17 protein-coding genes, 1 tRNA gene and 1 pseudogene are annotated in these 21,726 nt (G+C 60.6%); 13 read left to right on the plus strand and 6 right to left on the minus strand.

The annotated features are described in order from the left end of the window. The first annotated feature begins 7 nt into the window (after nucleotides 1–7). The 10 genes and pseudogenes from tssK (at nucleotide 8) to NJG22_RS14065 (ending at nucleotide 12,977) form a co-directional block, all read left to right on the plus strand. Nucleotides 8–1,345 (plus strand): type VI secretion system baseplate subunit TssK, encoded by a 1,338-nt coding sequence (gene tssK, locus NJG22_RS14020; RefSeq protein ID WP_253095302.1) that lies wholly within the window; start codon nucleotides 8–10, stop codon nucleotides 1,343–1,345. Nucleotide 1,346: 1 nt separating this feature from the next. Further along, nucleotides 1,347–2,201, plus strand: a complete 855-nt coding sequence (gene icmH / locus NJG22_RS14025; RefSeq protein ID WP_253095304.1) for a type IVB secretion system protein IcmH/DotU — start codon at nucleotides 1,347–1,349, stop codon at nucleotides 2,199–2,201. 133 nt (nucleotides 2,202–2,334) lie between these two features. Further along, nucleotides 2,335–2,850, plus strand: a complete 516-nt coding sequence (locus NJG22_RS14030; RefSeq protein WP_102682902.1) for an Hcp family type VI secretion system effector — start codon at nucleotides 2,335–2,337, stop codon at nucleotides 2,848–2,850. 72 nt (nucleotides 2,851–2,922) lie between these two features. Continuing rightward, nucleotides 2,923–5,091, plus strand: coding sequence for a type VI secretion system tip protein TssI/VgrG (tssI, locus tag NJG22_RS14035; protein ID WP_253095306.1), 2,169 nt, complete (start codon nucleotides 2,923–2,925; stop codon nucleotides 5,089–5,091). Continuing rightward, a complete protein-coding gene (locus NJG22_RS14040) occupies nucleotides 5,088–6,008 on the plus strand; it encodes a DUF4123 domain-containing protein (protein WP_253095308.1) in 921 nt (306 codons plus the stop codon). The genes tssI and NJG22_RS14040 overlap by 4 nt, the downstream gene beginning before the upstream one ends. Then, on the plus strand, nucleotides 6,001–8,991 hold the full coding sequence (locus NJG22_RS14045) for a T6SS effector BTH_I2691 family protein (RefSeq protein WP_253095310.1): 2,991 nt from the start codon (nucleotides 6,001–6,003) through the stop codon (nucleotides 8,989–8,991). The genes NJG22_RS14040 and NJG22_RS14045 overlap by 8 nt, the downstream gene beginning before the upstream one ends. Before the next feature lies 1 nt (nucleotide 8,992). Continuing rightward, nucleotides 8,993–9,886: a DUF6708 domain-containing protein gene (locus tag NJG22_RS14050; RefSeq protein WP_253095312.1), complete on the plus strand. Its 894-nt coding sequence runs from the start codon at nucleotides 8,993–8,995 to the stop codon at nucleotides 9,884–9,886. After that, a pseudogene (locus tag NJG22_RS14055) lies at nucleotides 9,883–11,827 on the plus strand (toxin VasX). The gene NJG22_RS14050 and the pseudogene NJG22_RS14055 overlap by 4 nt, the downstream one beginning before the upstream one ends. Nucleotides 11,828–11,829: 2 nt before the next feature. Next, nucleotides 11,830–12,723 carry a hypothetical protein gene (locus NJG22_RS14060; protein ID WP_253095314.1) on the plus strand — a complete coding sequence of 298 codons (894 nt, stop codon included), beginning with the start codon at nucleotides 11,830–11,832 and terminating at the stop codon, nucleotides 12,721–12,723. After that, the gene (locus NJG22_RS14065) at nucleotides 12,720–12,977 is read left to right on the plus strand and encodes a PAAR domain-containing protein (RefSeq protein ID WP_082120393.1); all 258 of its coding nucleotides are present in this window, start codon (nucleotides 12,720–12,722) and stop codon (nucleotides 12,975–12,977) included. Before NJG22_RS14060 ends, NJG22_RS14065 begins: the two co-directional genes overlap by 4 nt. Nucleotides 12,978–13,079: 102 nt before the next feature. On the opposite strand, the gene NJG22_RS14070 is transcribed toward NJG22_RS14065, so the two are convergent. From NJG22_RS14070 to NJG22_RS14095, 6 genes are all read right to left on the minus strand, one after another. Then, a tRNA-Gly gene (locus NJG22_RS14070) sits at nucleotides 13,080–13,155 on the minus strand. Nucleotides 13,156–13,219: 64 nt separating this feature from the next. Then, nucleotides 13,220–13,780: a CDP-diacylglycerol--glycerol-3-phosphate 3-phosphatidyltransferase gene (gene pgsA, locus NJG22_RS14075; RefSeq protein WP_194791160.1), complete on the minus strand. Its 561-nt coding sequence runs from the start codon at nucleotides 13,778–13,780 to the stop codon at nucleotides 13,220–13,222. A gap of 33 nt (nucleotides 13,781–13,813) precedes the next feature. After that, complete coding sequence (uvrC, locus tag NJG22_RS14080; RefSeq protein ID WP_253095316.1) at nucleotides 13,814–15,637, minus strand: excinuclease ABC subunit UvrC; 1,824 nt, start codon at nucleotides 15,635–15,637, stop codon at nucleotides 13,814–13,816. 11 nt (nucleotides 15,638–15,648) lie between these two features. Beyond that, nucleotides 15,649–16,287 (minus strand): UvrY/SirA/GacA family response regulator transcription factor, encoded by a 639-nt coding sequence (gene uvrY, locus NJG22_RS14085; protein WP_054892718.1) that lies wholly within the window; start codon nucleotides 16,285–16,287, stop codon nucleotides 15,649–15,651. A gap of 63 nt (nucleotides 16,288–16,350) precedes the next feature. Then, nucleotides 16,351–16,740, minus strand: a complete 390-nt coding sequence (locus NJG22_RS14090; RefSeq protein ID WP_134692132.1) for a helix-turn-helix domain-containing protein — start codon at nucleotides 16,738–16,740, stop codon at nucleotides 16,351–16,353. Between the two features lie 510 nt (nucleotides 16,741–17,250). After that, nucleotides 17,251–17,589, minus strand: coding sequence for a hypothetical protein (locus NJG22_RS14095; protein WP_253095318.1), 339 nt, complete (start codon nucleotides 17,587–17,589; stop codon nucleotides 17,251–17,253). Between the two features lie 56 nt (nucleotides 17,590–17,645). Between NJG22_RS14095 and NJG22_RS14100 the strand changes: the two genes are divergently transcribed. Genes NJG22_RS14100 through NJG22_RS14110 form a run of 3 tightly spaced genes read left to right on the plus strand, consistent with a single transcriptional unit; the run spans nucleotide 17,646 to nucleotide 21,723 of the window. After that, nucleotides 17,646–18,953 (plus strand): UDP-glucose/GDP-mannose dehydrogenase family protein, encoded by a 1,308-nt coding sequence (locus tag NJG22_RS14100; RefSeq protein WP_253095320.1) that lies wholly within the window; start codon nucleotides 17,646–17,648, stop codon nucleotides 18,951–18,953. A 58-nt stretch (nucleotides 18,954–19,011) separates the two neighbouring features. Further along, nucleotides 19,012–20,544 (plus strand): glycosyltransferase, encoded by a 1,533-nt coding sequence (locus NJG22_RS14105; RefSeq protein ID WP_253095322.1) that lies wholly within the window; start codon nucleotides 19,012–19,014, stop codon nucleotides 20,542–20,544. 15 nt (nucleotides 20,545–20,559) lie between these two features. Beyond that, nucleotides 20,560–21,723 (plus strand): PilZ domain-containing protein, encoded by a 1,164-nt coding sequence (locus NJG22_RS14110; RefSeq protein WP_253095324.1) that lies wholly within the window; start codon nucleotides 20,560–20,562, stop codon nucleotides 21,721–21,723. Nucleotides 21,724–21,726: the final 3 nt, after the last annotated feature.

The raw sequence follows: 21,726 nt of genomic DNA on the forward strand, positions 1-21,726 counted from the left end.
AGCGCTCATGAGTTCACGTAACCCTGTCCTGTGGCCCGAAGGCCTGTTCGTCAAACCGCAGCATTTCCAACAGGCGGCCCGGGCCAGCGAAGCAGCCCTGCACCAACGCCTCGGCAGCCTCAATGCTGCGTTCTACGGCTTCAGCGAATTGCAGTTGAATGACGAGTACCTGAGCCTCGGCAAGATCGCGATAACCCGTGCGCGCGGTGTCATGCCGGACGGTACGGTGTTCGATATCCCGGCCGACCTGCCACCACCGCTACCCCTGATGATCGAGGACGACGGCGCCAAGGACAGCGAGATCTACCTGTGCCTGCCGCTGCGTACCGATGGCGGCCGCGAGGTGAGCTGGCCCGACAACGCCGCCAACTTCCGTTACAGCGCCCAGGCCCAGGAAATCAAGGACACCCACAGCCCTGACGGTGACCTGGTCCAAGTCGACCTGGCGGTACCCAACCTGCAGCTCAAACGCAAGGCCGACGACAGCAGCGCCTACACCCGCCTGGCCGTCACACGTATTCTGGAGCGGCGCCCCGATGGCAGCCTGCAACTGGATGAGGGGTTCTACCCGACCAGCGTCTCGGTACGGGCGGTGCCGGCACTCCAGCGTTACCTCGAGGAGATCACCAATACCCTGCGCGAACGCTCGCGCAACTTGGCTAGCCGGATAGGCGCATCGGGCCAGTCCGGTATTGCCGACATCCGCGACTTCAACCTGCTGCAGGCCATGAACCGCTGGTGGCCGTGCTTCCAGCACTTGGCCAGGCAGGGGCAGACACACCCCGAGCAGTTGTACCTGCATATGAGCCAGGCCTGTGGCGAGTTCGTGACCTTCACCGACGAAAGCCGGCTGCCTCCAGAATTCCCCACCTATCAGCACACCGCCTTGCGCACGTCATTCAAGCCACTGCAGGACATTTTACGCCGCGCCCTGGGAACGGTCCTGCAACCGCGAGCCATCTCGCTGCCGCTAGACGCGCTGGATTACGGCGTGATGACAACAACGCTCGAAGACCGCCGCCTGATCGATGACGCGGACTTCATTCTCGCCGTGCGCGCGGACCTGCCACCACCAACATTGCGCCGGCTGTTCCTGCAGAAAGCCAAGGTCACATCCCTGGAGACCTTGAATGACCTGGTGCATAAGCAATTGCCCGGCATTGCGCTAAATCCGCTGCCTGTGGCCCCTCGCGATCTGCCCTTCCATGCGGGCTTCAGCTACTTCGAGCTCGATCGCCGCGACCCGGCCTGGGTCTGCATGAAGACGGCCAACGGTTTCGGGATTCATATCGCGGGGGAGTTCCCTGGGCTCGAGTTGCAGTTCTGGGCGATCAGGAGTGAATGAGATGCAAGAGAGCAACCTCGCACACAATGAAACCCCATCAGCTCAAGCTGAGCAGTTGCCATCGATGCTTGGGAAGTCTTTACCCACTGGGACCGTGGCCTGCGAGGCAACCACACCAAAGCCCGCTCCTGATTACAAGGGCTACCCCGCCGATCCCGACTTTCAACTACGGGGCGGCTACGACAACCTGATGCTGGACGCAGCCACACCGTTGCTTGGACTGGTCATGCGCCTACGCACGCTCGATACCTTGCCCAACATCAAGGAAGTGCACCAACAGGTACGCAACCAGATTGAAAACATCCAGCAAGAGATGCGCCAGCACGGCTACGAGACCACGCAACTTCTGGCGTACTCATACGGCCTGTGCCTGTTCATCGATGAGGCCGTGATGGAACGGCCATGGGGCCAGGCAAGCCTCTGGAGCCAGGAGCCCCTGCTCAGCATTTTCCACAGCGAAACCTTTGGCGGCGAAAAGATCTTCACCGTTATCTCGCGCCTGATGCAAGAACCACAGCGCTACAAGGACGTGCTGGAGTTCATGTACTTCACCCTGTGCCTGGGGCTCAAAGGCAAGTACGCCCTCGCGCCCAAAGGCGCAGAGACGCTGAACACCCTTATTCACCAACTCCACGGAATCATCCGTGAACTACGAGGGCCCACGCCGACAACGGTCTGCGACCCCTACACCAACGTTGCCCCGCGCAACTTCCGCATGAATCGGCAATGGCCCTGGTGGAGCCCGCTGGTGATTTCCGCCATTGCCATGGCCACGGCCTACGGCCTCTACAGCTACCGCCTGCACCTGATAACCACAGAAGTGCTGGAGTCGCTCAATGGCATCTTGCAGCAGTGAACCGCCGGCAGTCGGCACAACCGTATTCAACGATTTGACGCGGCGTTTGCCGCGCAGAAAAAGCCCATCGACTCCGATGGCCACGCTGCCGCTTATGCGCGTGCTTATCCACATGGACGCAGGAGAAACTGTCATGCCAACACCCGCTTACATCAAGATCGAAGGCCAGACCCAAGGCAACATCACCGCGGGCGCCTTCACCTCCGATTCGGTCGGCAACGTGTTTGTCGAGGGCCACGAAGACGAGATTCTGGTGCAGGAGATCAAGCACCAGGTGACCGTACCTACCGACCCGCAAAGTGGCCAACCTGCAGGCCAACGGGTCCACAAACCCTTCATCTTCACCAGCGCCCTGAACAAGGCGACACCGCTGATGTATCAGGCCCTGTCCAGCGGCGAAATGCTGCCGACTGTTGAAGTCAACTGGTATCGCACTTCGGTTGAGGGCAAGCAGGAGCACTTCTTCACCACCAAGTTGGAGGACGCCACCATCGTCGACATCAACACCACCTTGCCTCATGCACAAAACAAGGAGAACGCCGACTTCACCCAGTTGATCGAGGTATCGATGTCATACCGCAAGATCTCCTGGACACACGTCACCGCAGGCACCGAAGGCTCCGACGACTGGCGTAAACCCGTCGTCTAACCCGGCTGAACATCCCTGGCAGGCAGGCTCTGCCGGGGGCGTTTGAACTCTCAGACGGCGTAAGGACTTTTCATGCCCAGCCAATCTGATTTGCGGTACACCTTCGAGCCACTCGTTGGCAATGCCGAGTTTGAAGTGGTGTCGTTTGAACTCAAGGAAGAAATCAGCGCGCCTTTCACTCTCGAGCTGGAATTGATCAGCTTCGAGCCCGACATCGATTTCGGCCAACTGCTGGATAAACCCATCGTATTCACGATCTGGGATGGCAAAGGTCCACTGCGCCACGTGCATGGGCTGGTCAGCCGATTCAGCCAGGGTGAAAGCGGCTTTTTCCGTACCTACTACCACGCCTTGGTCGAGCCCATACTGGCCCGCGCCGGACTGCGCTCGAACTGGCGCATCTTTCAGCAAAAGACCGTCCCGCAGATTCTTGAGCTGATGCTCCAGCGTCAGGGCATCGATCAATACGAGCTTCGCGCGAGCCTGGACCACCAGGTGCGCGAGTTCTGTGTGCAAGCGGGCGAGACCGACCTCGACTTCATCGCCCGCCTGGCGGCTGAAGAGAGCTTCGTCTATCGCTTCGAGCACAGTGCAAAACTACATAAGTTGATCATCACGGATCAGTTGCAATCCCTTGGGCTGATCAGCCATGGGGCGCTCAAGACCGATAACGATGACGAAGGCTTCCTCGATAGCGAGGACGTTTTCGACCCCAACACCGTCCTGTATCAATCCAACAGTGGCGGTGATCAGGCCACACCTTGCCTTCGGCGCTTGCGCTACAGCGAGCAGGTACGAACCTCGCGACAGGTCCAGCGCGACTACACCTTCACTCACCCGGCGTATCGCCAGGAACACCGTGCTTGCGGCCCTTTCCTGGAACACCAGTCCACCGAGTACGAACGCTTCGACTACCCCGGCCGCTACAAACGCGATGCCGTGGGTAAACCGTTCACCGAAAACCGGATCACTGCCCTGCGCCATGATGTGCGCATTGCGCAAGTGCAGGGCGATGACGTAAGGCTGCAGCCTGGGCTCAGCTTCACGCTCACAGGCCACCCACGTGATGATCTGAATGCGCATTGGCGCGTGAACAGCGTGGTTCACAAGGGCAGCCAGTTCACCAGCCTGCAGGAAGAAGCCGCCGGCCTCGATCAGAGCACACGTTACGAGCAAACCGCGCAGCTTGTGCCCGGCAGAACCGAGTGGCGCCCTGCTCCGCTCAAAAAGCCCCGCGTCGACGGTCCTCACATGGCCACCGTGGTCGGGCCGTCCGGTGAGGAGATCTATTGCGACGAATGGGGTCGGGTCAAGGTCAGCTTTCCCTGGGACCGGGAGAGCAACAACGACGAGTTCAGCTCCTGCTGGGTGCGGGTATCCCAGGGATGGGCAGGTGGCAGCTGGGGGTCGATGGCTATCCCGCGTATCGGCCAGGACGTGATCATCCAGTACGTCAACGGCGACCCCGACCAGCCGATGATCACCGGGCGCACCTATTGTGGTAACCAGTTGCCGCCCTACGACCTGCCCGACCACAAGACCCGCATGACCATCAAGAGCCAGACCCACAAGGGCGATGGCTTCAACGAGCTGCGGTTCGAGGATGAGCTGGGCCGCCAGGAGGTGTTTATCCATGCGCAAAAGGACCAGAACAACGTCGTCAAACACAACGAAACCACTTTCGTCGGCAATGACCGCAGTGAACAGGTCGATCATGACGAGACACTCAGTATCGGGCATGACCGCAGCCAAACGGTGGGCAATGATGAGCGGGTCCGGATTGGCCAGGATACGTTTGTCGATATAGGCCGAAATCAGAAAATAAACATCGCCAAAGACCGTATAGAGGCCGTCGGCAATCATCGCCACGACCGGATCACAGCCAATCACCACATCAGCGTCGGCGGCAATCTTGAGCAGCAGGTCGAGGGCCATGCAGAGCTGGAGGCGGGACTGGAAATCCGCAGGCGCACCCGACGCTACGACCTTCGAACAGCGGAAGCTGTAATCATCCAAGGGCCTGGAGGCTCCATCCGGATTGATGACAAGGGCATCACCCTTGACAGCCCGACCATACACATCAACGGCGTCCTGCTCCAATCTCCAAGCGGTAGCACCAACCCCTTTTCCATCAGCAGCGCACCCATCACTGGCAAACCTCTGGAGCGGCTATGCGGGCGGCGCCCCGATGGCACCTGCCCGTTGACCGACTGCCGCTGTATCAAAGGGCCAGTCCAATGAATACAACACCCTCGCAGCTGTCCGGCGAACCTCTCGGACATCCCTTTCGCTTCATGCTGCTCATGACCCGCGAGCTCGAGTACTGGGCCTACCGGCCCATACCGCAAGAAGGCGAATTGGTGCCGGCCTATGCCCCCTCAATACTCGACCTTATCCATAACGTCAGCCGAAATACTCAACATGCATGGCTATGGAAGCGCAGCGCGCTGGACGACCGCCACGAATTTGGCCCTTTGCTGGTCGACGTTTCAGAAGCGCCCGAACTGCTTGCCCATGCAATCACCACCTGGATGCCCGTTGGAGGGGCCATAGCACTGGATAGTGACGCTTGCCTCGCAGTGCTAGCGGACCATTTCACCAGCCTTACCCAGGTCACGCTCCCGGATCAGGGAGCAGCTAATTTTTATTTAAAGCCGGATCATCTTGCAGCCTGGCTCGATGCATTGGACGACGATCATCGCGCCACCTGGCTTGGGCCTGTGTCGTCACTGGCCTGGCGAGTCAACTGGGGGCCGGCCCATGAATGGAAAACCCTCGAACGCCCCCCGACTACTGCCCGCCTGATATCGCAAGCACCGCTGCGCCTTCGCGTACATGAACTGGACCGGCTGCACGCAGGTATACGCGAGCACTTCATCCTCACGCTGGCGCACGAAGTCTTGGCCATGCCACCCCATGCCGCCCAAACGTTAGCCGCCATTAGGGAATGGATTGAAGCCCTGTTGCCGCAGCTGAAGTCCCTCAACTTTCGCGACGAGGAAAGTGCAGGTCAGTTCATTCGGCTGATGGCCGGGCACATGTGGCTGATGAGCAGTGACCAGGCTACGAAGATCTACACCAACCTCAACGAGTCGCCCCAGGCCCGTCTTCGCGAGCTGCACGCACTGGTCCAAATCAAGGAATCCAACCATGAGTGATACTGCCGCCGGCAGCGCCACCTCCGGCCCCGCCTGCAGCCCACGCGTACCCATCCTGCCGGTGCGCTATGCCATCGTGCCGCGCACGGGCGATGCCCCGGCCTGTCGCTACGCAGGCGCAGGCTTCAACCTGGAACAAGGCTTCGCCCCGCTGCAGCACTCGTCCTACACCCTGCGCGCGCTGCGCCCAGGCTACATCTACGTGTTCATGAAAGGTCCTCAGGGCGAAAAACTGGTCATTCATGAGTACGACGGCGAAGGACATTACCGGGAGCTGCGCTACCAGGGCCTGAAAGACTACCACCTGCGCGAGCGCTACCTGTCCAGCCAGAGCATGGGCTGGGTATGGGCCGACACCAGCCCGGACACTGCCAAGGAAGTGTGGATCGGCTACAGCCCGCACCTGTGGACCAACGCCACGACTGCCCGCATCACCGCTTCAGCAGCCCTGCGCAAACGGCATATGCGCCAGCTGGACATGGCCGAGCTGATTGCCGGCAATCCGGCCCCCTCTACCCAGCCCCATGTACTGCCGCTCAGTGCGCTGCAAAACTGGGTCGAAGACTACAAACCGGCAAGCCGGCGTATGTCCCTGACCTGGAGCAGCCACGCACCCACAACCACCTTGTCCGTCGGCAGGCTCAACGCCATTGCCCGTGACTATCCCAGCACCCAGCCGAAAATACCGGTGGTGATGGCGCTGGCTGATGCTGAAGGCATGGCCCTGGACCTGAGCCTGTCGGTCTCGGCCTACCAGCACCAACTGCGCGACCTCCTGCCCGCCGAGCAGCTCGAACACACCAAGCCCGCGCAAGGCGCCGAGCAGGCAGGCGTACCGGCGTGCTACCAGCTCGATGCCGAACGGCTCAGTCAGCAGAGCCGCGATTTTCACCATCGCAACCTGGTCGCCCTGTTGCTGAACAAAACACTGGAGACGATGTACCCGGCGGATATGCCCTCTACAGAAGTGGTCGAGACAAGGCTGCAGTCCACCCGCACCGGACGCCCTCTCCCCCCGGCCGAGGCACGTTATCGGGCGCTCACTCACGAGGACTATTCCCCGAACGGTGCGCGCTTGGCGCTGCGCATCGATACCGACAAATACCTGCAGTTCCTTGCCGAACGCGATGAGCTGGAGCAGCGCATTGCAGGCCTGCGCAACCTTGCCCTGCAAGCCAGTCATGATCACGACGCGTGGCTGGCCACGGCCGAAGCCGCGCATATCGATGACCCCTACAGCCTGGCCGCCGCACTGGCGTGCTATGACCGCGACGAACGCATCTCGGCCCGTGGCCTGGAAATCTCCCTGGCCCTGCTGATTTACCCGATGGGCCAGCCGACACCCGGTACCGAAGACCGAGACCGGCGCTTCAAACGCCTGGAACAGTGGCTGGACCAGCACGACAGCCCGCTCTACACCGCCCTGGCGCCGTTCAACCCCTTCAAGGACAAAGCCGATGCGGTCGGCAGCCTGTTGGGCGCGGCCGACAACGTGATCGAAGGATTGGCCGGCCGCTTCCCGGCCACTGCCGGCATCACCGAACTCACCGCGCAGGCGGTCAGCAGCGTGGTGCTCAAGCGCCTGCGTGGCAATACCCGCTGGGACACCAGCCACGGCCTGCGTCAGCAAGTACTGGCGGCAGCGCGTGAGGCCAATGCCGAGAAGGTATTGGGGTTATTGGCGGCGCGCTATCAGATCACTGATCAGGCCATTCGGGATAATCCGTTCAGCCAGGCCGTGGAACAGTACTTGAACAAAGGCATGGCCCAGGCTGAAGAGATGAAGCAACTGCGCATCTCGGGCAGCCGCACGGTAGCGATCGAGCTGACCACCACCGCGCGCATAAAACCCAATTTTCTCGGGCTGCTGACGTCGGGCAGTGGCGGAGCGTTGAACGCGGGAATGCTGTGGTTCAACGTAATCTCACTGAAAACAGCTTATAACAGCCTACAGAAGAGTTCTGCCCCGGAATATACACTGGGGTTTGCGTCGTCAATATTCGGTGTAATCGGTGCGACTGCGGCGACGTTGGTTAGCGTCCGGGCGACGCAAAAGGCCGTGATGCTGAGATTGAGCCCGACAGCGCCGGGTATGGCTTTTGGCAACGGCATTGTAAAGTTCTTGGGTAGTAATCTTTTCGCGCGATTAGCGGGATACCCTGCAATAGCGCTTGGACTATTCTCTGATTTATTTAAAGCAGAACGTCAATCCGCTAACGGCGATTTAACTTCGGCCCGATATACACTGGCCGGCGGAGTGAGCATCGCTATTGGCTCCGTCGTCGTCCTCGAGGCCGGACTAGCAGTCGCAGGGGTTACGTCGATAATTCCTTTCGCCGGATGGGCCGCAGCTGCATTGGTGCTCGCAGGCACAGCGATCATTGCTGGAGGTATGTACTTTCATGCCAAGGCACATGAACGCCTTCATCGCCCGATTGAGCTTTGGGTAGCCCGCTCCGTTTTTGGCAATCGTATAAACGATGGCGAAGCGCATCCTAATATAATTCTGGACAATGATAAAAAGCTTCCAGCATTCCCCTCGCTGCAAGCAGAAATCAGAGCCTGGCATATTGAGCACTATGAACCAAAGCTAATTTCGGCAGAGCAAGCTCTTTCACTTGGCCTAACTGGTATAGACACCAAGTGGCATCAGAGCAACGATTGGTCACCACCAAATTGGACAGACATCACCAACAACTCGGTAGTAACGCCTCAGCCAACCGCTGAATTCACAGTACTACTCCCTGGCTTTGCGATAGGAATTAGCGAGTGGTCCGGAAGTTTCAGCAGTCATCGTGATGACAACGGAATTGATGTATTTCCAACATCCCCCACCAGCTTGGTCACAGAAGCCGGTTTAGTCTTGCACTTTAAAAAAACACTCACACATAACAACCAAGTCTCACTACACCTATCTTACAGTAGCAACCAAGGATTAAAAGAAGACACCAAGATCACTTCAACCTTTCAACTCGAGCGGTAACATGTCAATCTTCTGGCTATTCGATTCCTCTTCAAACTCAAATTACAAACCCGCCATTAAAGGACAGGTGTCAAGCACATCAAAAACAACATTACTCCTAACAAACCCTTGGGTTTCCGATTCAGTATTTATGGGAAAATTATATTGCGCAATCACATCCAGCTTAGCAATCGGATTCTACCCATTCTTATTTTCCAACAATGCGTGGGAGCACCTCTCACGCGACCCCTTACTATTAACCGGGATGATAATTACACCTTTCATATTTTTTCCATTCCTTCTTTATAGAATATGGCTGATCAAAAGTTTATCAAGTTTTTATTTTAATCGTTCCACCCAAAAAATCTACTACAAACGCTTGAGTAAGACTTTGGTCTTTGATTGGCACAACACAGCAGGCGGCCTTTTCAAACGCATCGAATCCGGCGGTTCGTCCTTCACCACCAGCTACGCACTCGCCTTCGCCCCTCGCCGAGCAGACGGCAGCCTCCACCAGAAGGACTGCCTGTGGGTCGACAGCAATGAACCCACTGAATCCGACATCAAACACGTCGCCGAAGTCTGGGAATACCTTCGCCATTTCATGAACCATGGCCCAGACAATCTACCGCCACCTGGCGAACCCAACTGGTGGCACCGGCCGCTTCATGCCATCTGCCTGACTCCGGCAGAAGCCTGGCGCCATTACGCCCCCTGGCGAACCGGCGAGCCCGGAGAAATGCAGGGCAAGAAAAACTGGCAACTGCCGTTCTGGGCCGTGTTGTTCCCCTACAACCTCGGCCTCGCCCTCTGCTGGTATGGCGTGTGTCGCCTGTTCAATGTCCGGGCAGCACCGCCTCCGCCTGAGGCCTTCGAGCAACCCCCAATACGCTCAACCAAAAGGCAGCGTAAATGACCGACGTTTCTGCCAACAGCGCCACCTCCGGCACTGCCTGCAGCCCACGCGTGCCCATCCTGCCGGTGCGCTATGCCATCGTGCCGCGTACGGGCGATGCCCCGGCCTGCCGCTACGCAAGCGCAGGCTTCAATCTGGAACAAGACTTCGCCCCACTGCAGCACTCGTCCTACACCCTGCGCGCGCTGCGCCCAGGCTACATCTACGTGTTCATGAAAGGTCCTCAGGGCGAAAAACTGGTCATTCATGAGTACGACGGCGAAGGACATTACCGGGAGCTGCGCTACCAGGGCCTGAAAGACTACCACCTGCGCGAGCGCTACCTGTCCAGCCAGAGCATGGGCTGGGTATGGGCCGACACCAGCCCGCTCTACACCGCCCTGGCGCCGTTCAACCCCTTCAAGGACAAAGCCGATGCGGTCGGCAGCCTGTTGGGCGCGGCCAACAACGTGATCGAAGGGCTGGCCGGGCGTTTTCCGGCCATTGCCGACATCACCGATCTCACTGCCCAGTCCGTCAACGCCGTGGTGCTCAAACGCCTGCGTGGTCACACCCGCTGGGATGCCAGCCATACCCTGCGTCAGCAAGTATTGCTGGCGGCACGTGAGGCCAATGCCGAGAAAGCGCTGGGGCTGTTGGCGGCGCGTTACCAGATCACCGACCAGGCCATCCGGGAAAACCCGTTCAGCCAGGAAGTGGAGCGGTATTTGAAGAACGGCATGGCGCAGGTTGAGGAAATGAAGCAGCTGCGTATTTCGGGCAATCGGACGGTGGCGGTTGAGTTGACCACCACTGCGCGGGTTAAACCCAACTTTCTCGGGTTGCTTACATCGGGCGGGGGCGGTGGTCTGAACGCCGGGATGCTGTGGTTCAACGTGATCTCGCTGAAGACGGCTTATAACAGCCTGCAGAAAAGCAATGCGCCAGAATACACCGCCGGGTTTGCGGCATCGATTTTCGGTGTGATCGGTGCGGCCGCGGCGACATTGGTCAGCGTGAGGAAAACGCAGCAAGCCGTGATGCTGAGATTGAGTGCGACAGCGCCGGGGATGGCGTTTGGTAACGGGGTGGTCAAGTTCTTGAGCAGTAATCTGTTTGCTCGTTTAGCAGGCTACCCTGCAATTGGCTTTGGCATAGTCTCAGACGGCTTAAAAGCGTTTCGCCAGTACAACAACGGTAATTTAACTGCCACTGTCTATACAGCTAGCGCTGGACTGACGATGGCCGCTGGTTCTGTGGTCGCCCTTGAGGCGGGACTCGCAGTTGCGGGAGCTACATCAGTAGTGCCCTTTGCCGGGTGGGCCGCAGCTGGGCTAGTGCTTCTCGGAATAGCGATTATTGTCGGAGGCTTATACCTTCACGCCCAGGCACATGCGCACCTGCACTCTCCTATTGAGTTCTGGGCAGCGCGGAGCATTTTCGGCAATCGTAAAAACGATGGAGAGGTGCGTTCCGAAATCGTTCTGGATCATGAAAAAAAACTCCCCCGCTTTTCCTTCAACTCAAGAAGAACTCAAAGCTTGGCACGATGTGCATTACGGACCAAGGTTAATATCTGCAGAAGAGGCGCAATCCTTTGGTATAACCGGGGTCGACAGCGGTTGGCATGAAAATAATTATTGGGCGCCAGCAAACTGGACCGCTATCACCCATAACGAAGTCACCACCCCACAACCCACCGTGGAATTCACAGTATTCCTACCGGGCTTTATCGTAGGCACAAGCGAATGGTCAGCTAGTTTGAGCAGCCTTCGTGAAGACGGAGAAATGGTCGTCTTTCCACTTACTGCTGTTTGCTACGTTATAGGCGCCGGCTTAATTTTGAATTTCAAGAACACGATTAACAACCAAAACCATGCCTCACTGCATCTAGCCTATATCTCCAACCAAGGCTTGAATGAAGGAAATGAGGTTAATTCAATTTTTCATCTCGAGCGCTAATCATGTCAGTTATTTGGGCACTCAATATAAATTCGAGCTCCGGATACAAACCCGCCATTACTGGACAATTAGCAAGTCTCTCTGGAGATACATTATGCCTACGAAACCCCTGGGTAACAGACTCCGTTTTTATGGGGAAACTGTATACCGCATTAATCATCGGAGTAATGATTGGCATTTACCCAAATTTTCTATCAATCAAAATATTAAACCTCGGCACCCTCGACCTTGCTTTCATAGCTACAATGGCACTTTCACCCTTCATTTTTCTCCCCTTCTTGCTTTATCGAATCTATTTTATAAAGAATCTCTCCGGATTTTATTTCAACCGCGCAACCAAAAAAATCCACTACCAGCGAGGAAAAAAGCTAATCACTTTCGAGTGGAGTGCTATCGCTGGTGGCGTTTTCAAACGCACTGAGTACGGTGGCGCATCCTTCAGTACTTCCTATGCACTTGCGTTTGCTCCCTACAGAGAAGACGGCAGCCTTCACCAAAAAGACTGCCTCTGGGTCGACAGCAACGAGCCTACCGAACCGGGCTTCAAACACGTCGCAGAAGTCTGGGAATACATTCGCCAGTTCATGAACCACGGCCCGGCCAAACTCCCACCTCCCGGCGAACCCAACTGGTGGCACCGGCCGCTTCATGCCATCTGCCTGACTCCGGCAGAAGCCTGGCGCCATTACGCCCCCTGGCGAACCGGCGAGCCCGGAGAAATGCAGGGTAAGAAAAACTGGCAACTGCCGTTCTGGGCCGTGTTGTTCCCCTACAACCTCGGCCTTGCCCTCTGCTGGTACGGCGTGTGCCGCCTCTTCAATGTCCGGGCAGCACCGCCCCCGCCAGAGGCCTTCGACCAAGCCCCTGTTCAACTAAAAAAAGGAAAGCGTAAATGAAACCCATCGTACTCGTAGGCCATCGTCATAGTTGCCCTATCCATGGCGAAGGCACCGTAGAAACAGGCGCAAGCGCAGCATTCGTGGATGGCAGGGCAATAGCGCGCGTCGGCGACCGAATCAGTTGTGGCGCTATCATCGAAACCGGTGCTGGCAGCACGATCATCGAGGGCCAACCGGCGGCAAGGGAGGGAGACACCACCAGCCATGGCGGAACCTTGGTCGAGGGTGATCCGGGTTGGCTGATTGATTGACAGTAAAACCGACAGATGGCTTTGACAAGAACGAAAAAAAGACGCCGAAGCGTCTTTTTTCGAGAGCTCAAAGAATTCTATGGAATTCTTTGAGCCAATATTTGGAGCGGGAAACGAGACTCGAACTCGCGACCCCGACCTTGGCAAGGTCGTGCTCTACCAACTGAGCTATTCCCGCGTCGTGATGGGTGCCATTCTAGCGATTTACAGAATGGCGTCAACCCCTTGATTCAAAAAAACTTTTACTTCTGCTCCGAACCTTCGCGCAGGTGCGGCCAGGCGGCCAGCAGGTAATGCACCATCGACACCAGGGTCAGCCCCGCCGCCACCAGCAGCAGGCCGTAGCCCAGCACCACCCAGAAGGTCAGCAGCGGCGGGTTCGCCAGCAGGATCACCAGCGCCAGCATCTGCGCCGCGGTCTTCCATTTGCCCAGGTTCGACACCGCCACATGGGCGCGGGCGCCCAGCTCGGCCATCCACTCGCGCAGCGCCGAGACGACGATCTCGCGGCCGATGATCACCGCCGCCGGCAGCGTCAGCCAGAAGTTGGCGTGCACCTGCACCAGCAACACCAGGGCCACGGCCACCATCAGCTTGTCGGCCACCGGGTCGAGGAAGGCGCCAAACGGCGTGCTCTGCTGCAGCCGACGCGCCAGGTAGCCGTCGAGCCAGTCGGTGGCGGCGGCGATGGCGAACACCGTGCTGGCGGCCATGTAGCTCCAGTGATAGGGCACATAGAACAGCAGGATGAAGATCGGGATGAGCAGGACGCGTAGAACGGTGAGCAGGTTTGGAATATTCATCGGTACGACTGGCTGCGGGTTGAACCCGGCATTCTACTCGCTATGCAGGCTGGCATAAATCGACTCGGCAAGCTTTTTACTGATGCCAGGGGCCTTGGCGATCTCGTCGACACTGGCGCGGTTGAGCTCCTGCAGGCCGCCGAAATGTTTCAGCAGGTCGCGGCGGCGCTTGGGCCCTACCCCGGCCACGTCTTCCAGGCTCGAGGTGCGCCGGGCCTTGCCGCGCCGCGCGCGGTGGCCGGTGATGGCGAAACGGTGGGCTTCGTCACGAATCTGCTGGATCAGGTGCAGCGCCGGGGAATCGCCCTTGAGGGTGAACTCGTGGGCCACATCGTTGAGGTACAGGGTTTCGAAACCGGCCTTGCGGGTCACGCCCTTGGCCACGCCGAGCAGGGTGAGATCGCTCAGGCCGAGCGCCTGCATCACGTCGCGGGCCATGTTCAACTGGCCCTTGCCGCCGTCCACCAGCAATACGTCGGGCAACTTGCCCTCGCCCTCCTTGATGCGCCCGTAACGGCGCATCAGCGCCTGATGCATGGCGGCGTAGTCGTCGCCGGCGGTGACGCCTTCGATATTGAAGCGGCGGTAGTCGGACTTGAGCGGGCCCTCGGGGCCGAACACCACGCAGCTGGCCACGGTGGCCTCGCCGCTGGAATGGCTGATGTCGTAGCACTCCAGGCGCTGCGGCACGTCATCCAGGCCCAGCGCCTGGGCCAGGGCCTCGAAGCGCGCGGCCAGGTGCTGGCGGTTGGCCAGGCGGGCGTTGAGCGCCTGCTCGGCGTTGGTCACCGCCAGTTGCTGCCAGCGCGCGCGGGTGCCGCGCACCCGGTGGCTGATGCTCAGCTCGCGGCCGCGCAGGGTCTGCACGGCTTCGGTGAGGGTCGCGAAGTCTTCGTGCAGCACGTTGACGATCAGCTCGCCGGGCAGCTCGCGCTCGGCGTTGCCCAGGTAGTACTGGGAAAGGAACGCGGCCATGACCTCGGACACGTCCTCCTCGATGCCCACCTGGGGGAAGAAGTTCTTGCTGCCCAGCACCCGCCCGCCGCGCACGCTGATCAGGTGCACGCAGGCGCCGCCTGGGTTGACGAAGGCGGCTATCACATCGACATCGCCCGAACCGCCTTCCATGTACTGCTGGTCCTGGACCCGGCGCAGCAAGGCGATCTGGTCGCGCAGCTCGGCGGCCTTCTCGAAGTTCAGGGCCATGGCCGCCGTTTCCATCTCGGCGTTGAGCTCATTGCCCAACTGCTGGCTGCGGCCTTCGAGGAACATCACCGAGTGGCGCACGTCCTCGGCGTACTCGGCCGGTTCCACCAGGCCCACGCAGGGGCCCTTGCAGCGCTTGATCTGGTACTGCAGGCACGGGCGGGTGCGGTTGGCGTAGTAGCTGTCCTCGCATTGGCGCACCGAGAAAGCCTTCTGCAACAGGCTCAGGCTCTCGCGGATGGCGCCGGCGCTGGGGTACGGGCCAAAATAGCGGCCCTTGGCCTTTTTCGCGCCACGGTGGATGCCCAGACGCGGGAACTGGCCGTCGGAGAGGAACACATAAGGGTAGGACTTATCGTCGCGCAGCAGGATGTTGTAAGGCGGCCGCCATTCCTTGATCAGCGTCTGCTCGAGCAGCAGCGCCTCGGTTTCGTTGGCGGTGATGGTGGTTTCGACCTGGGCGATGCGCGCCACCAGGGCAGCCGTCTTCGGCGCCAGGCCGGCCTTGCGAAAGTAGCTGGCCAGGCGTTTCTTGAGGTTCTTGGCCTTGCCCACGTACAGCAGGCGGGCTTCGCCGTCGAACATCCGGTACACGCCCGGGCGACCGCTGCAGGTCGCCAGGAACGCGCTTGCGTCAAAGGTTTGAGACATGAGGTGTGCTTTTACAGACTGGCGTCGACCATACCGTGACGGACAGCCAGCAAGGTCAGTTCGACGTCGCTGGTGACCGAGAGTTTCTCGAAGATTCGATAACGGTAAGTATTGACGGTCTTGGGCGACAGACACAACTTGTCAGAGATGATCTGCACCTTCTGGCAGCCGACGATCATCAGCGCAATCTGGATTTCCCGCTCGGACAGCGCATCGAACGGCGACCCCTGCGGCTGGAACGACTTGAGCGCCAACTGCTGGGCAATCTGCGGGCTGATGTAGCGCTGGCCGGCGAACGCCAGGCGGATGGCCTGGACCATTTCGTCCAGGCCCGCGCCCTTGGTCAGGTAGCCGGCGGCACCGGCTTGCAGCAGCCGGGTGGGGAACGGGTCCTCCTCGCAGACGGTCACCGCGACCACCTTGGTGTCCGGGTGGCTGCGCAGCAGTTTGCGCGTGGCCTCCAGGCCACCGATGCCGGGCATCTTCACGTCCATCAGGACCACGTCGGGCTTGAGCTCACGGGCAAGCTTGAGGGCGGCCTCGCCGGAGTCCGCCTCCCCCACCACCTGCAGGCCATCGATGTCGGCCAGCATGCGGGTGATGCCTGTACGCACCAGATCGTGATCGTCGACCACCAGGACCCTAATCAAGCAGACACCTCGTCAGTGGGGCGATTGGATCCCGCCACCTTAACAAAATTTTTCACAACCAACCTAGCGCAAAGCGTCATGGAAATATGCCTGGCGGTCGGGACGGCGGATCCGCAGGGCATCCTGGCCAGCGGTTTCGCCGGCCAGGCGGTTGAGCAGGTGCCAGACGGCGGCTTGGTCGGCCTCGGGCAAACGGCGAAAAGCGCCGAGCAGGCGGTCTTCGTCGGCGGTGAGGCTGTCCAGCGGCGCGGGGGTGTGCACGCCGCTGAGCACATAGAGGGCATCGACACCGCGGTTGGCCACGGCCGCGAGGTAGTCCATGCGCGGCGTGCGCTCGCCGCTTTCGTACTTGCCCTGGGCGTTGGGCTCGACGCCGCCGATGTCGCCGAAAATGCGCTGGGTCAGGCCCAGGCGTTCGCGTTCTTCTCTGAGTCGCGGACCGAATCCGTTCATCTGCATTGCCTCCTTTGCATGAGTGGAACACGGGCGCATCCGGCACCCGTGTGAATGCTTGCTTGGTCGCTGGGCACTATGCCTTTTGGATCCAATCGATGCAAGTCATGGTTTGGGATTGGGTTTGGATTGGGAGGTGGGATCGAGGGAGGTTCGCCGAAAGTAGTGCAGCGCCTACGAGATCGAGCGCCGCCCGCGCGGCGCATCGCGACGCAAGGCCGCTCCTACATTTGTTTCGGGCCAATCTCTTCTGCGCCATTACCTGGTCCGCCCTGTTGGAACGCCGCGGTTTCAGGGTGGGCGCTGACGCTGCCCCACACGACTCACGACATGCACCAAGGCAGGCGCCGAAACTTTCACAGGCATAACTGGCCCGAAACAAATGTAGGAGCGGCCTTGCGTCGCGATGCGCCGCGCGGGCGGCGCTCGGTCTCACAGGCGCTGCAAGACTTTCGTCAACCCCCTCGCCGCCCTCACGCGATCGCCCCTTCAACAACATCACAACTTACATCAGCGCCCACATAGAACCTCTAAAAACATCGCTAAAAAGACCAGTCGCAAAAAGCCAGCAACCCCTTGAACAAGACTCCCACTCCGACTTTGACGCCAATATATCGACACAAACAGGGTAATCATTTTTTTGACGCCGAACTTCTCACAAACTTTAATCAATTGATTTATAACGATTTTCAAACTAAAAACCCAAGAAAAAACAAATAAACCAAACAACAACCAAACAACACTTGCCCCACTAAGAAAAACCTCATTAGGATGTAAAAAGACCACCAAGAACCAGCCTGCTTCGCCATATCCAAGCGCGGCTTGATCCTGCGCGTCTGTCTTTACCAACTTCCATGAACGGCATATCTCGGCCGGCCGTGTGCCGCGCCTGGGGAGAGGGACCTATGAACATCAGTATCTTCGGACTTGGCTATGTGGGTGCGGTCTGCGCCGGGTGCCTGTCGGCACGGGGGCACCAGGTGCTGGGCGTGGACATCGATCAGGCGAAGATCGACATGATCAACCAGGGACGCTCCCCCATCGTCGAACCAGGCCTGGAGCAACTGCTGCTCGACGGCGTGCGCCAGGGCCGCCTGCGCGGCACCACCGACGTGCAGGCGGCGATCCTGGCCAGCGAACTGTCGCTGCTGTGCGTCGGCACGCCGAGCAAGCCCAACGGTGACCTGGACCTGACGTACATGCAGGCCGTGTGCCGCGAGATCGGCACCGCCCTGCGCGACAAGGCCAGCCGCCACACGGTGGTGGTGCGCAGCACGGTGCTGCCGGGCACGCTGAACAACCTGGTGATCCCGACCCTGGAACGCGCCTCGGGCAAGAAGGCCGGCATCGACTTCGGCGTGGCGGTCAACCCCGAGTTCCTGCGCGAAAGCACCGCGATCCAGGACTACGACTTCCCGGCCATGACCGTGATCGGCGAACTCGACAGCGCCTCGGGCGACCTGCTCGAGGCGCTGTACCAGGGCCTGGACGCGCCGGTGATCCGCAAGTCGGTCGAGGTCGCCGAACTGATCAAGTACACCTGCAACGTCTGGCACGCCACCAAGGTCAGCTTCGCCAACGAAATCGGCAACATCGCCAAGGCCTCCGGCGTCGATGGCCGCGAGGTGATGGACGTGGTCTGCCAGGACCACAAGCTCAACCTGTCGCGCTACTACCTGCGCCCGGGCTTCGCCTTCGGCGGCTCGTGCCTGCCCAAGGACGTACGCGCCCTCACCTACCGCGCCGGCCAGCTGGATGTCGCCCACCCGCTGCTGGCCTCGCTGATGGACAGCAACCGCAATCAGGTACGCCAGGCCTTCGAGCTGGTGACCCGCCCCGGCAAGCGGCGCATCGCCCTGCTCGGCCTGGCCTTCAAGGCCGGCAGCGACGACCTGCGCGAAAGCCCGCTGCTGACCCTGGCCGAGCAACTGATCGGCAAGGGCTACGAGCTGCGCATCTACGACGCCAATGTCGAGCACGCCCGCCGCCATGGCGCCAACCGCCAGTACATCGAACAGCAGATCCCCCACGTCAGCGCGCTGCTGCGCAGCGACCTGCAACAGGTGATCGACGACGCCGAGGTGATCGTGCTGGGCAACAACGACGAGCGCTTCGCCCGCGCCCTGGATGCCGGCAGCGGCAAGCAGGTGGTCGACCTGGTCGGGTTCATGAACGGCACCAGCGACACCCGTCATCAGGGCATCTGCTGGTAAACCACGCCGCCCCCCGCCACGGCCGTGGCGGGTACCCGACAACAGGAGCTACAGCGCCATGGATCGACAGCAACAGCGGCCCTTCGCGGCCCCGGCCCACCTGCGCGCGGCCGCCCGCTTCTGCGCCTGGGCGCTGCTCGCCGGGCTGATCGCGCTGGCCTCGCAGATGGTCGCGCCACAGTACCTGGACCCCAACCACCACCTGTTCATCTTCATCATCGGCACCCTGGGCCTGTGGCGCTATGGCAATGCCATCGTCCACTACCTGCGCGGCATGTACTTCCTGCACTGGCGTTTCCCGCGCCTGCGCCGCCAGGTCGAACGCCTGGGCGACGCGGCGCTGCCGGCGCACCTGTTCATGGTGGTGACCAGCTTCCGCATCCCCACCCATACCACCTTCAAGGTCTACCAGTCGGTGTTCCAGGAGGTGCAGCGGCTGAAGGTGCCGTGCACGGTGATCGCCTCGATCGTCGAGAAAGGCGACGAGCAGTTCATCAAGGACATCCTGCGCAACGAAGTGCGCGAGCGCGACGACATCGACCTGGTGATCGTCCGCGCCCGCGGCACCGGCAAGCGCGATGGCCTGGCCCACGCCTTCCGCGCGCTGTCGCGGCAGATGCCGCTGGACGACGCGGTGGTCGGCGTGGTCGACGGCGACACCATGATGCTGCCCGGCTGCGTCGAGCGGGCGGTCAAGCTGTTCGCCGTGCTGCCCAGGGTCGGCGGCCTGACCACCAACGAGTTCTGCGAAGTCGAGGGCAGCCGCTGGATGCGTCAGTGGCACTCGATGCGCTTCGTCCAGCGGCACATCAACATGTGCTCGATGGCCCTGTCGCACCGGGTGCTGACCCTCACCGGGCGGTTGTCGTTCTTCCGTGCCGGGGTGATGACCGACCCGACGTTCATCCGCGATGTCGAGGCGGACTTTCTCGAGCACTGGCGCCTGGGCCGCTTCCAGTTCCTCACCGGCGACGACAAGTCGAGCTGGCTGAGCCTGATGCGCGCCGGCTGGGACACCTTTTACGTGCCCGACAGCCACACCCTGACCGTGGAGCACCCACCCAGCGACAGCTTCTGGGTGGCCACCCGCCAGCTGATGTTCCGCTGGTACGGCAACTCGCTGCGGCAGAACTTTCGCGCCACCGCCCTGCTCGGCCGCGCCCGCCTGGGCTTGTTCACCCTGTACGTGCTGCTCGACCAGCGGGTGTCGATGTGGACCTGCCTGATGGGCCTGACCGCCTCGCTGGTGGCCGGCCTGGTGTTCGGCATCCAGTACCTGCTGGTGTACCTGTTCTGGGTGCTGGTCTCGCGCAGCCTGGTGACGGTGCTGTTCGTCTTCGCCGGGCACCCGGTCAGCCCGATGTACCCGTTCGTTCTCTATTACAACCAGATCGTCGGCTCGCTGATGAAGGTCTACGCGCTGTTCCACATGGACCAGCAACGCTGGACGCGCCAGCAGACCACCCTGGCCAACGGCAGCGTCGACTTCGACGCGCGCCTGAACCGCTGGTCCTCGAAGGCGATGCTGTGCGCGTCGATCGCGATCTTCTTCGGGGTCATCACCGTCCTGCTGGAACTCACGCAACGTTAAGGAAAGGCGCCTGCCATGAGTACTTCGAACACCCCATCGGCCCCGGGCAAGACGGCGGCCAACATCGTCCACGAAGCCATCGACGAGCGGCAGTACGTGCGCACCCGGATGAACGCCCGGGTAAGTCTGTCCGGCAACGGCCGCGAGCCGTTCACGGCCGACCTGCAGGATATCTCGCTGGGCGGCATCGGCCTGCTGCACGGCGCGCCGCTGACCATCGGCGCGCTGTACGACGCCTCGATCCAGCTGCGCCTGAACCAGGTCGACCTGTCGATCGACGCCAAGGTGCGCATCGTCTCCCAACGCGGCCAGGAGGTCGGTGCCCAGTTCGTCGACCTCGACGCGCAGAAACGCGACATCCTGCGCTACCTGATCAGCGCCTACCTGTCTGGCGAGATCGCCGACATCAACGGCCTGTTCAACGTGATGCAGCGCGAGAACTACATCAAGGAGCGCAAGCACAAGCAGGCCCACGCGCGCACCCCGGGCGAGCGCTTCAAGGCCCTGGCCGGTACCGCGCTGTACACCGCGGCGGGCCTCGCCGCGCTAGGCTTCGTCGGCTACAAGAGCTACCTGCTGTTCTTGCGCATCCCGGCGCTGCAGGCCACCGTGGCGACCAACGCCCAGGTGATCAGCATGCCGGACAACGGTTATGTGAAATACCTGCTGCCTGCCGGCGCCACCGAGGTGCAGGCCGGCCAGCCGCTGGCGAGCATCTCCACGCAACTGGCCACCCAACTCACCACACCGGCGGACATCAAGGCCCTGGCCGACCTCGCCCCTGCCGACATGCAGGCGCTGCTGGGACGCGCCACGCTCGAGACGGTGATCAACAGCCCGTGCGACTGCCAGGTCTACTACCCCTCGCCGCCCCTCGACGGCTTCGGCTACAAGGCCGCACCGCTGATGCACCTGCTACCCAAGGACCAGGGCCTGTTCGTGCGCGCCAACGTGCCGTTCGACAAGCTTGCCGATGTCAGCCGCGTGCGCTCGGTGGACCTGCAGGTGTTCGGCCTGGACCAGCACTATTCCGGCAAGGTGGTGGACGCCCGCTCTGACGAGGTCAACCGCAACCTGGCCCTGACCATCCAACCGGACCAGCCCTTGCCCGCGGCGGCCTACCAGAAAGCCGTCGCCGTCGACCTGTACCTGGGCCTGCCGTTCGGCAGCGGCAACTGAGGG

Origin of the sequence: Pseudomonas sp. VA159-2, from assembly GCF_024126635.1 — a bacterium.
Taxonomy (GTDB): domain Bacteria; phylum Pseudomonadota; class Gammaproteobacteria; order Pseudomonadales; family Pseudomonadaceae; genus Aquipseudomonas; species Aquipseudomonas muyukensis.

Bases quoted from the DNA above. Each gene is read 5' to 3' on its own strand.
- tssK (WP_253095302.1), top strand. From the start codon at position 8: ATGAGTTCACGTAACCCTGTCCTGTGGCCCGAAGGCCTGTTCGTCAAA.
- icmH (WP_253095304.1), top strand. From the start codon at position 1,347: ATGCAAGAGAGCAACCTCGCACACAATGAAACCCCATCAGCTCAAGCT.
- NJG22_RS14030 (WP_102682902.1), top strand. From the start codon at position 2,335: ATGCCAACACCCGCTTACATCAAGATCGAAGGCCAGACCCAAGGCAAC.
- tssI (WP_253095306.1), top strand. From the start codon at position 2,923: ATGCCCAGCCAATCTGATTTGCGGTACACCTTCGAGCCACTCGTTGGC.
- NJG22_RS14040 (WP_253095308.1), top strand. From the start codon at position 5,088: ATGAATACAACACCCTCGCAGCTGTCCGGCGAACCTCTCGGACATCCC.
- NJG22_RS14045 (WP_253095310.1), top strand. From the start codon at position 6,001: ATGAGTGATACTGCCGCCGGCAGCGCCACCTCCGGCCCCGCCTGCAGC.
- NJG22_RS14050 (WP_253095312.1), top strand. From the start codon at position 8,993: ATGTCAATCTTCTGGCTATTCGATTCCTCTTCAAACTCAAATTACAAA.
- NJG22_RS14060 (WP_253095314.1), top strand. From the start codon at position 11,830: ATGTCAGTTATTTGGGCACTCAATATAAATTCGAGCTCCGGATACAAA.
- NJG22_RS14065 (WP_082120393.1), top strand. From the start codon at position 12,720: ATGAAACCCATCGTACTCGTAGGCCATCGTCATAGTTGCCCTATCCAT.
- pgsA (WP_194791160.1), bottom strand. From the start codon at position 13,780: ATGAATATTCCAAACCTGCTCACCGTTCTACGCGTCCTGCTCATCCCG.
- uvrC (WP_253095316.1), bottom strand. From the start codon at position 15,637: ATGTCTCAAACCTTTGACGCAAGCGCGTTCCTGGCGACCTGCAGCGGT.
- NJG22_RS14090 (WP_134692132.1), bottom strand. From the start codon at position 16,740: ATGAACGGATTCGGTCCGCGACTCAGAGAAGAACGCGAACGCCTGGGC.
- NJG22_RS14100 (WP_253095320.1), top strand. From the start codon at position 17,646: ATGAACATCAGTATCTTCGGACTTGGCTATGTGGGTGCGGTCTGCGCC.
- NJG22_RS14105 (WP_253095322.1), top strand. From the start codon at position 19,012: ATGGATCGACAGCAACAGCGGCCCTTCGCGGCCCCGGCCCACCTGCGC.
- NJG22_RS14110 (WP_253095324.1), top strand. From the start codon at position 20,560: ATGAGTACTTCGAACACCCCATCGGCCCCGGGCAAGACGGCGGCCAAC.